Annotated in this window: 6 protein-coding genes; all 6 read left to right on the forward strand. The window is 53.7% G+C overall.

Annotated features, from left to right (window positions below):
* Positions 1-152: 152 nt before the first annotated feature.
* The 6 genes from bcsR to bcsC are packed head-to-tail and all read left to right on the forward strand — an operon-like array spanning position 153 to position 10,656.
* Positions 153-353: a cellulose biosynthesis protein BcsR gene (gene bcsR / locus DT73_RS08745; protein WP_036107152.1), complete on the forward strand. Its 201-nt coding sequence runs from the start codon at positions 153-155 to the stop codon at positions 351-353.
* Positions 353-1,084 (forward strand): cellulose biosynthesis protein BcsQ, encoded by a 732-nt coding sequence (bcsQ, locus tag DT73_RS08750; RefSeq protein WP_036107155.1) that lies wholly within the window; start codon positions 353-355, stop codon positions 1,082-1,084. Before bcsR ends, bcsQ begins: the two co-directional genes overlap by 1 nt.
* Positions 1,084-3,714 carry a UDP-forming cellulose synthase catalytic subunit gene (gene bcsA / locus DT73_RS08755; protein WP_036107157.1) on the forward strand — a complete coding sequence of 877 codons (2,631 nt, stop codon included), beginning with the start codon at positions 1,084-1,086 and terminating at the stop codon, positions 3,712-3,714. Before bcsQ ends, bcsA begins: the two co-directional genes overlap by 1 nt.
* 44 nt (positions 3,715-3,758) lie before the next feature.
* A complete protein-coding gene (gene bcsB / locus DT73_RS08760) occupies positions 3,759-6,059 on the forward strand; it encodes a cellulose biosynthesis cyclic di-GMP-binding regulatory protein BcsB (protein WP_369792588.1) in 2,301 nt (766 codons plus the stop codon).
* Positions 6,059-7,168 carry a cellulose synthase complex periplasmic endoglucanase BcsZ gene (bcsZ, locus tag DT73_RS08765; protein ID WP_051691315.1) on the forward strand — a complete coding sequence of 370 codons (1,110 nt, stop codon included), beginning with the start codon at positions 6,059-6,061 and terminating at the stop codon, positions 7,166-7,168. Before bcsB ends, bcsZ begins: the two co-directional genes overlap by 1 nt.
* On the forward strand, positions 7,150-10,656 hold the full coding sequence (bcsC, locus tag DT73_RS08770) for a cellulose synthase complex outer membrane protein BcsC (protein ID WP_036107162.1): 3,507 nt from the start codon (positions 7,150-7,152) through the stop codon (positions 10,654-10,656). The genes bcsZ and bcsC overlap by 19 nt, the downstream gene beginning before the upstream one ends.
* The last annotated feature ends 433 nt before the right edge of the window (positions 10,657-11,089 follow it).

Consider the following 11,089-nt stretch of genomic DNA (forward strand, 5'->3'; position numbering starts at 1 on the left):
AAGTGGCTACTTTCAGTAGTGTACTAGCGCAGGCCTGAAAATAAACCTAACATTGAAAATAAACGGCATCAGATTTAGCATTGTAATTCAATGTGTCTCTGTGGTCATTATCTTACGCGTTTTCCAGAGAATTCAGTCGGGGAATACAAAAAATGTGTCCAGACGAACAAAGTCGTGAGGCAAAAGAAAAGTACCAGGTTAATGCGTTTCAAAATGATATTCAGTCATTATGTAAGACTTTTTCATTACCTGAATTCGATTATGCCGATATTTCCCAAATGGAACGTTTAGCGGCAGCAATCAAACGCTGGCCTTTGCTTGCGGAATTAGCGAAACAAACCGGGAGTGTTTGATGGCCATTATTGGCTTACAAGGATTGCGTGGCGGCGTGGGGACAACTTCTGTGACAACAGGGCTTGCCTGGGCGCTACAACAACTTGAAGAATCTGTTCTGGTGATTGATTGTTCACCAGACAATATGCTGCGCCTGTTTTTCAATGTTGAATTCACCCGCCCGGGTGGTTGGGCTCGCGCGTTACTGGATAAAAGCGAATGGGCAGAAACCGCCTGGCGTTACACTTCGCATCTGGATATATTGCCGTTCGGGCAGTTGTCTCGTGAAGAGCAACAACAACTGGCCGCACAACCCGGCTATGCACAGGCTGCCGGGCAAATGATTGACAGTCTGGTAAGCCAGAATGCATGGCGCTGGATTTTGCTGGATTTACCCGCCTCAGAGACACCTTTCACTGAAGCGCTGACTGCGCGCGTTAATCACCACCTGGTCGTTGTTAACCCGGAAATGAATTGCCATGTTCGCCTGCACCAGCAGGCGGTTCCCAGTGGCTCACATATTTTGGTGAATAACTTACTGGTTGCCAGCCAGATACAGGACGACATTTGGCAGATGTGGCTCAAAAGCCAGTTGGCGCTGGTTCCGATGGTTCTGCATCGGGATGAAGCGATGGGTGAAACCCTGGGCGCCAAGCAGCCAGTGGGCGAATACCGCCAGGAAGCACTTATTACCGAAGAGTTAAACACCCTGGCAAACTGGTGCCTGCTGAATTTTGCCGGGAGTGCCTGATGAGCCGCCTGTTACGCTGTGTCTTAACCACGCCTGTGGCAGGTGCATTGAGTGCGCAGTATCGCCATTATCGCGCACACCGCACATCCCTTTTTAGTGCGGTTATTGGGTGTATCTGGTTGTGCCTGGCCTGGTGTTTTTTACCACTGGAAAACGCCAACTGGCAAAGGGTACGCAGCAACTTTCGCCTTTGGTTCCCTCAGGTTAACCCGGATAAACCTGGCCCACTGGATGTTATTCGTATCCTGATTCAAGGCTGTTGGTTAGTGGTGTTGGTGCCCGGGCACCTTTCAGGGCTGGCTGTGCAGAAATATCTGAGCCGGGCTGCGGCCTGGCGTAAAGACTACCATGACTGGTTAACAGCATTACCTGGCAGAGTAAAAGCCCGGGCTGAAAGCCAGCAGCAGCGCCGTGAGCTATGCCATGTCTCGCCACGGATCCGCCGCCTTGTGCTGGGTGTGGTGGTGCTATTTTCTTTGACACTGTCGATTCTGTGCATTACCCAGCCCTTTACCCCACTGGCTCAGTTTGTCTTTTTATTATTGCTTTGGGGTATCGCTTTAGTGGTAAGGCGTATTCCGGGGCGCTTTCCGTCACTGATGCTGATTGTGCTGTCGTTGACAGTCTCCTGCCGTTACATTTGGTGGCGTTATACCTCAACACTGAACTGGAACGACCCATTAAGCCTGATGTTCGGCCTGATTTTGCTGTTTGCCGAAACCTATGCCTGGGTAGTTCTGGTTATGGGGTATTTCCAGATTGCCTGGCCGCTTAATCGCCACCCGGTTCCTTTACCCGAAGATCAAAGCCAGTGGCCGGTGGTGGATATTTTTGTCCCCACCTATAACGAAGACTTAAGCGTAGTCGAAGGCACTATTTACGCTGCTTTGGGCATAGACTGGCCGAAAGATAAACTCAATATTTGGATTCTGGATGACGGCGGGCGGGAATCGTTCCGGGCTTTTGCTCAGAAAGTGGGTGTGAGATACATTGCCCGTACGTCACATGAACATGCCAAAGCAGGGAACATCAACAATGCGCTGAAGTATGCCAAAGGCGACTTTGTGGCAATTTTTGACTGTGACCATGTGCCAACCCGTTCTTTCCTGCAACTGACAGTCGGCTGGTTCTTTAAAGACAAGAAACTGGCCATGATGCAGACTCCGCACCACTTCTTCTCCCCGGACCCTTTTGAACGTAACCTGGGCCGTTTCCGTAAAACGCCAAATGAAGGCACGTTGTTCTACGGGCTGGTGCAGGATGGCAATGATATGTGGGATGCAACGTTCTTCTGTGGTTCCTGTGCGGTGATTCGCCGTGGGCCACTGGATGAAATTGGGGGCATTGCTGTTGAAACGGTAACGGAAGATGCGCACACCTCACTGCGCCTGCACCGCCGGGGTTATACCTCCGCGTATATGCGTATTCCGCAGGCGGCTGGCCTGGCGACAGAAAGTTTATCCGCGCATATTGGGCAACGTATTCGCTGGGCGCGGGGGATGATCCAAATTTTCCGTATGGATAACCCGTTGTTTGGTAAAGGCCTGAAACTGGCACAACGGTTATGCTATGCCAATGCCATGTTGCACTTCTTATCGGGCATCCCGAGGTTAATCTTCCTGACAGCGCCGCTGGCCTTCCTGCTATTTCATGCCTATATCATTTTCGCGCCTGCGCTGATGATTGCGCTCTTTGTTCTGCCTCATATGGTGCATGCCAGCCTGACCAACTCCCGTATCCAGGGGAAATATCGCCACTCTTTCTGGAGCGAAATCTATGAAACCGTTCTGGCCTGGTATATTGCGCCGCCAACGGTGGTGGCACTGATTAACCCGCATAAAGGGAAGTTCAACGTTACCGCCAAAGGTGGGCTGGTGGAAGAAGAGTATGTGGACTGGGTGATTACCCGGCCTTATCTCTGGTTAGTGATGGTTAACCTGTTGGGTGTGGCTGTTGGGATCTGGCGCATGTTCTATGGCCCTGACCATGAGGTACTGACCGTGGTAGTCAGCCTCGCATGGGTATTCTACAACCTGATTATTCTGGGTGGTGCTGTTGCGGTGTCGGTGGAAAGTAAACAGGTCCGCCGGGCGCATCGTGTTGAGATTGCCATGCCGGCCGCTGTCGCCCGGGATGATGGCCACTTATTCGCCTGTACTGTACGCGACTATTCCGGTGGTGGGTTAGGTATTCACTTGCAAGGAACGGCGGCATTTTTGCAAGACCAAAAAGTGAACCTGTTACTTAACCGCGGTGACCAGGAGTTTTTCTTCCCGGCTCGAGTGGTGCGGGTGAATGGCCAGGAACTGGGGATACAACTCAGTGACCTGTCAACACAACAACATATCGATTTTATTCAATGCACATTTGCCCGTGCTGATACCTGGGCCCTCTGGCAGGACAGTTTTCCTCAAGATAAACCAATGGAAAGCCTGCTGGATATCCTCAAACTGGGGTTTCGCGGGTACAGGCATTTGGCGGAATTTACTCCGTCAGGCATGAAGGTGGTATTTCGTTCTGTAACTACGCTGGTTGACTGGATTGTGTCGTTTATTCCACGTCGCCCCGACGCGGTAAATGAGGACGCGCGTCAGGACTCTGCTGGCTCAACAATGATGACAATGCGATGAAAAGAAAACTATCGTGGCTATATGCAGTGGCCGTCGGAATAGGGATGTTACCCGGGTTCACCGCGCTGGCGGCTCCAGGTGAAGCTCAGGTTCAGGCAGGTATTGAAGATAGCGCACAAGCCGTACCGGGAAATGCCGGCCAGCCGGAAACCATGGGCGTGGTTGAGCCTGGTGTTGATCATGCCGGTGCACCAGTTGTTGCAGTTAATGCGCCAACGCGAGACGTTAAACTGGATTTTGCCCGTATTGCACCGCCTCCGGGCAGCATGGTGTTACGTGGCGTCAGCCCTGACGGGTCGGTCGAATTCGGTATGCGTAGCGACGAAGTGGTGAACAAGGCGATGTTACACCTTGAATACACCCCATCTCCGTCGCTGATCCCGGTTCAGTCTCAGGTGAAGGTGTACCTGAATGATGAACTGATGGACGTTTTGCCCATCACTAAAGAGCAGCTTGGTAAAAAGACCCAGGCTGTTGTGCCTGTCGACCCGTTGTTTATTACTGATTTTAACCGGGTACGCCTTGAATTCATTGGCCATTACCGTGATGTGTGTGAAAACCCGGCGAATACCACCTTGTGGCTGGATGTTGCCAGAAGCAGCTACCTTGATCTGACTTTCCAAAAACTGGCTGTGCAGAATGATCTGTCGCATTTCCCGGTCCCGTTCTTTGACCCACGGGACAGCCGCCCGCTGAACTTGCCAATGGTATTTTCACATGCGCCGGACATAGACCAGCAGCAGGCTGCCGGGATTATCGCCAGCTGGTTTGGTTCACGCGCTGGCTGGCGGGGAAATAACTTCCCGGTGCTGTATAACGCGTTGCCTGACAGAAATGCAATTGTGTTTGCCACCAATAAAGACCGGCCGGATTTTCTGAAAGATCACCCGCCAGTGAATGCGCCAGTAATTGAAATGGTCAACCACCCGGATAACCCTTATGTGAAACTGCTGGTGGTGTTTGGCCGTGACGATAAAGACTTGTTAATGGCGGCGAAAGCTATCGCGCAAGGTAACCTGCTGTTCCGTGGCGAACATGTGGTGGTAGACGGTGTAACGCCTTTGCTACCGCGCAAACCTTATGACGCGCCTAACTGGGTGCGCACGGACAGCCCGGTCACATTTGGTGAACTGAAAACCTACGACGAGCAACTGCAATCGACCGGGATCGAGCCTGGCCCGGTAACGGTCAATCTTAACCTGCCGCCTGATCTTTACCTGTTGCGCAGTACCGGTATCGATATGGATCTGAAATATCGTTATACCGCTCCACCCATGCAGGACAGCTCGCGGATGGATATCAGCCTGAATAACCAGTTCCTGCAGGCCTTTAACTTTGAGCCAAAAGATAAGAGCGGTAAGTTGTTGCTGCGCTTACCTGTTGTTCAGGGTTTGCTGGATCGTTCCCAGGATGTCTCTATCCCGGCTTTAAAATTGGGGGCGACCAACCAGTTACGTTTCGACTTCCAGTACATGAACCCCATTCCTGGTGGTTCAGTTGATAACTGTATTACCTTCCAGCCAGTGCGTAATAGTGTGGTGATTGATGATGATTCCACCATCGATTTCTCTCATTACTACCATTTTCTTGCGATGCCGGATTTACGGGCATTTGCTAATGCCAGCTTCCCGTTCAGCCGTATGGCGGATCTCTCGCAAACGTTGGTGTTTGTTCCGACGAAACCCACCCCGGAACAGGTCACTACGTTGCTTGATGCACTGGGAACAGTCGGTGCACAAACCGGTTTGCCTGCTGTGAATGTGAGCCTGACAGATGATGCCGGTACCCTGAGTAAGGCAGATGCCGATATTCTGCTGATTGGCCATTTGCCAGATAAATTCAATGACGATAAACAAGTCGATTTGTTGGTCAAAGCAACCCAAAGCTGGGTGAAAACACCGCGGCGTAATAGCCGGGATGGTTTTATCTACAACGCAGATGACCGTGCGGCTGATGTAAAAACAGATATCTCATCACCCGGGCCGATGGCCGCTATTATTGGGTTCCAGTCGCCGTTTAATAGCCAGCGTAGTGTGGTTGCAATGCTGGCAGACAGCTCGCGCGGTTACACGTTACTCAACAACGCTCTCAATGACAGTGGTAAACGCGCAGCAATGTTTGGCTCTGTTGCCGTGATTCGTGAATCAGGCGTAAACAGCCTGCGTGTGGGCGATGTCTATTATGTCGGGCATTTACCCTGGTTTGAGCGCATTTGGTTTGCGTTGTCGAACCACCCGATTCTGCTGGCTATCTTTGCCGCTATCAGTGTGTTGTTACTCGGTTGGGTATTGTGGCGGTTGCTGCGCATTGTGAGCCGCAAACGCCTGGAACCGGATAACGAATAATGCTCACCAGGCCATTCTTCGGGTTGTTGGTGGCCAGTGTATTGTTCATCTGCAGGCCGCTTTATGCGGCCTGCGAGTGGCCTGCCTGGACTCAATTTAAGCAAGATTATATTCGTGCCGACGGGCGTGTCGTGGACCCGAGCGATGCCCGGAAAATTACCACTTCTGAAGGGCAAAGTTATGCGCTCTTCTTCGCACTGGTTGCTGATGACCGCGACACGTTTAACCAGGTACTGGGCTGGACACAAAATAACCTTTCTGCAGGTGCTTTAACGCGCCATTTGCCAGCCTGGTTGTGGGGAAAAAAAGACGATGGCAGTTGGGGCGTTTTGGACAGCAATGCCGCATCTGATGCCGATCTCTGGATAGCCTGGGCGTTACTTGAGGCTGGCCGCCTCTGGCAACAACCCCGGTTTTCGGCAATGGGAAGAGCTTTGTTACGGCGTATTGCGGATGATGAAGTCGCCTGGCTCCCCGGTTTTGGTTTTCTGTTATTACCCGGTAACGATGGCTTTACCAGTGATAATCGCTGGCGGCTTAACCCCAGCTATCTTCCACCGCAAGTGATTCAGCGCTTCGCCCGTTATGGCGAGCCATGGCGTTCGATGAGTGCCAGCATGGTGCCTTTTTTGCAGGGGAGTTCACCAGCAGGTATCGCGCCGGACTGGGTTGACTGGGTGGTCGATAAAGGCTGGCAACCCGCAGGGGAACCAAAGGAAAACAGCGAATATAACGCCATTCGGGTTTACTTGTGGGTGGGCATGATGAGTGATGAAGACCCACGGAAAAAAAAGCTGCTGGCCCATTTTTCACCGGTCGCGGACATCATGAAGCAGCGCGCGTTACCACCAGAAAGTATTAACTCCCGTACAGGCAAGCCTTCGGGCAATGGGCCTGTCGGTTTTTCTGCAGCTCTGCTGCCATTTCTGTCCGGCCATGCTCAGGAAGCACAGCGCCAGCGGACAGCATCCGCGTTTCCAGGCGCAGATGCTTATTACAGTTATGTGCTGACGCTGTTCGGTCAGGGATGGGATCAGCACCGTTTCCGGTTTACTTCGCAAGGTGAGTTATCACCTGTTTGGGGGCGGTTATGCGCAACTTCACACTAAATTTTCTTGCGCTGTCTTTAGGGATGGCACTGACCTTTCAGGCTCAGGCTGAAGTATCTGCTCAACAGCACTTACTGGAGCAGGTACGGATTGGCGAAGCGACCAATCGCGATGAGCTGGTTCGCCAGTCACTTTATCGCCTTGAGCTTATCGCGCCGGACGACCCTCAAGTCGTTGCCGCGAAAATGCGCTATGAATTGCGCCGGGGCGACAGCGCGGCGGCAAAAAAAGATCTGGACCGGCTGGCGCAGTTGTCTCCGGGTTCAGATGTGTATTACCAGGCAGTAAACAGCATGACGCTGGCCAGCAGCGCAGGGCGCCAGCAACTTCAGGAAGCGCGGCTATTAGCTGTAGCTGGCAAAACCAGTGAAGCGATAGCGGCCTATAAAAAACTGTTTAACGGGCACCCACCACAAGGTGATATGGCTGTGGAATACTGGAGTGTGGTTTCCAGCGACCCGGCACAGCGTAATCAGGCTATCAATGCGCTCAGCGCGCTCAATCAGCAGTATCCGAGCACCCAACTGCGCAGCAAGCTGGCACAACTGTTACTCGCAAATGGCCGCCGTGAAGAAGGCTTCAAAGTACTGGAACAAATGGCCCGTTCCCGGGATGGCCGCAGTGAAGCATCTGGCCTTTGGTACGACCAAATATCGTCACTTCCTCCATCAAACAGTGCCGTTCAGGCGCTGCAACGTTACCTTGCCATTTTTACTGACGGTGACAATGCCGACAAAGCACGCAGCCAACTGGCGGATATGCAGCAAAAACTGGCTGATCCGGCATTTCGCCAGCGTGCCAATGCACTGGCTGCGGTGAACAGTGGTGATGCGGCGAAAGCATTACCCGCATTGCAGAAAGCAGCAGCTCAGCCACAATCTGATGGCGAAGTGATGGGCGCGTTGGGGGAAGCCTGGTCGCAAAAAGGTAACCGGGCAAGAGCCGTTCAGTCTTTTGAACAGGCACTGCGCCTGGAGCCAGATGGGCCAAATAGTGACCGCTGGAAAGGGTTACTTTCCATGAACCGCTACTGGTTGTTAATTCAGCAAGGGGATGATGCTCTCAAAGCACAAAACACCGACCTGGCTCAGCGTAAATACCAGCAGGCACGCAATACTGATAACACAGACAGCTATGCCGTGCTGGGCCTGGGCGATGTCGCGGTTGCCCGTAAAGATGATGCCCTGGCGGAACGCTATTATCAGCAGGCATTGCGTATGGACAGAGCCAACAGTAACGCGGTGCGTGGCCTGGCGAATATCTACCGTCGCCAGTCGCCAGAAAAAGCCAGTGCCTTCCTTAACAGCCTGTCTGCGGCACAACGCCGAAGCGTGGATGATATTGAGCGCAGCCTGCGCGATGAGCGACTGGCCGACCGTGCTCAGGCTCTGGAAGAGCAGGGGCAGTGGAACCAGGCGGCAGAACTCCATCGCCAGCGCCTGGCAATGGACCCGGAAAGTGTCTGGGTAACCTACCGCCTGGCGAAAGACTTGTATGCGGCAGGCAGGCATGACGAAGCCGATACGCTGTTTCGCAACCTGGCTCGCCGCCACCCCAGTGACCCGGAACAAGTTTATGCCATGGGGCTCTACTTGTCCGCCAATAACCAGGATAGCGCGGCACTGGCTCATCTTGATACGCTGCCCCGTAGCCAGTGGACAGACAATATCCATGAACTGGCAGGCAGGCTGAACACCAATAAAGTGATGGACGATGCCAATCGCCTGAGGGATAACGGCCAGGAAAAACAGGCGGTTGCCTTACTTGAACAGCAAACACCTTCACCGCGTATTTCGCTGACTCTGGCTGAGTGGGCCGCAGCCAGGGGAGACAAAGCAGAGGCGCAACGCCGCTACGAAGGCCTTATTCAGCAAGAGCCGGATAACCTGGATGCCCGCCTTGGCCTGGCGGAGTTGTTTATCAATGAAGGCGACAAAACAGCTGCACATCAACAAATTACCGCTGTAGAACAAGCAAAAGAAACTACACCGTTATCATTAAATACCCAACGCCGCCTGGCCGGAGCGCTGGATGCAACAGATGAAACGGCAAAAGCACGCACACTGTGGCAAAAGATTATCCCGGAGGCGAAAGCGCTGCCGCCTTCAATAGACAGTGCCCTTGCGCTGCGTGATGCCGCTCGTGCTCAGGCGAAAAATGGTGATCCCGGCCAGGCTCTTGATACCTGGCGTGATGCGATGGTGGCGGCGGATATAACGCCAACCCGGCCTGAGGATAACGACACCTTCACCCGCCTGACCCGCAACAATGCCAGTGATGACTGGCTCAAGCGTGGTGTACGCAGTGATGCGGCGGATCTTTATCGCCAGCAGGATGTGAATGTCTCGCTGGATTATGACTATTGGGGTTCCAGTGGTACGCCGGGGTACTCAGACCTGACTGCACACACCACAATGTTGCAGGTGGATGCGCCGTTATCTGACGGGCGGATGCTGTTCCGTACCGATATGGTGCATATGGATGCTGGTAGTTTCCAGACCGATGAAAATGGTAACTATGACCCGCGCTGGGGGACTTGTGATACCCGCAGTAATGACCCTAACCTGAGTTATGCAGACAGCCTTCTGCCATGTAGTGGTAGCCGTAACCAGACTGCGACCGGGGTTAGTGTAGCTGTGGGCTGGCGTAACGATACCTGGGCGATGGACCTGGGGACGACGCCAATGGGCTTCCCGGTTGTGGATGTGGTTGGGAGCCTGAGTTACAGCAACAAAGTGGGCGTTATTGGTTATACCGTGGATGCGCACCGGCGGCCTGTATCCAGCTCTTTGCTGGCGTTTGCCGGGCAAAAAGACCCACATACTGGCGTCACCTGGGGCGGTGTGCGGGCCAATGGTGGCGGCGTCAGCCTGAGCTACGACCAGGGTGAAGCGAACGGTGTCTGGTCCAGCCTGAGCGCAGACCAGCTCACGGGTAAAAATGTGGCAGATAACTGGCGGGTACGCTGGATGACGGGTTACTACTACAAGCTTATCAATGAAGATAATCGCCGGGTCACCGTGGGCCTGACCAATATGCTCTGGCATTACGATAAAGACCTCAGTGCATATACCCTGGGCCAGGGCGGCTACTACAGTCCTCAGAAATATGTGTCTTTTGCTCTGCCTGTTACCTGGCGCCAGCGTACCGAAAACTGGTCCTGGGAACTGGGTGGCTCAGTATCCTGGTCCCATTCACAGTCCAATTCGCAACGGCGCTACCCCATCAGCGGCCTGATCCCCGATAATTATGCAGATAAATATGACGATATCAGTGGCAGTAGCAGTAACGGTATCGGGTACACCGCCCGAGCCATTATAGAGCGTCGCCTGACGTCTCACTGGTCACTGGGGTTAGGTATCGACATCCAGGAAGCAAAAGATTACACCCCAAGCCACGCAATGCTCTTTGCGCGTTACTCACTGGCCGGGTGGCAAGGCGATATGAACATGCCGCCACAGCCTTTAGTGCCATATGCTGACTGGTAACCTGCGCGTCACTGCGCGTCATACTTCGCGCTGCAGCTGTGTTGGCAGCCTCAGCGCGCCCCGGTCACTTACCAGTGTAAGCTCCCGGAACTTGCCTCGTTGCCGCCTTGCTGCAACCCGAATTATTTAGCGCAGGCGGTGGGTTAATTTTACGCGGTGCTGGCTGCCTGCCAGTTATCTGTTAGTTCGGGGCAAATTGCGCGCCGTGTCAGCCACACTGATTTTACTCACCCACTGCGCCCGGCGCCCGGCGCCCGCAGGGGGCACAGGCCCCCTGCACCCCCTTTCGTGGCCGGCAAAATCGCCGCTTCGCGGACATTCGGCTTACCCCGGCGGCCTGTTCGGGTACCGCTCCGAGTCGGCATCCTGCCTCCCGTCGCTCTGCCTGCGTCCTGCAGGCAGCCCCGGCCCGCCAGGCACGCCTCAACGATTT

Origin of the sequence: Mangrovibacter sp. MFB070 (assembly GCF_000705335.1) — a bacterium.
Lineage (GTDB): Bacteria > Pseudomonadota > Gammaproteobacteria > Enterobacterales > Enterobacteriaceae > Mangrovibacter > Mangrovibacter plantisponsor.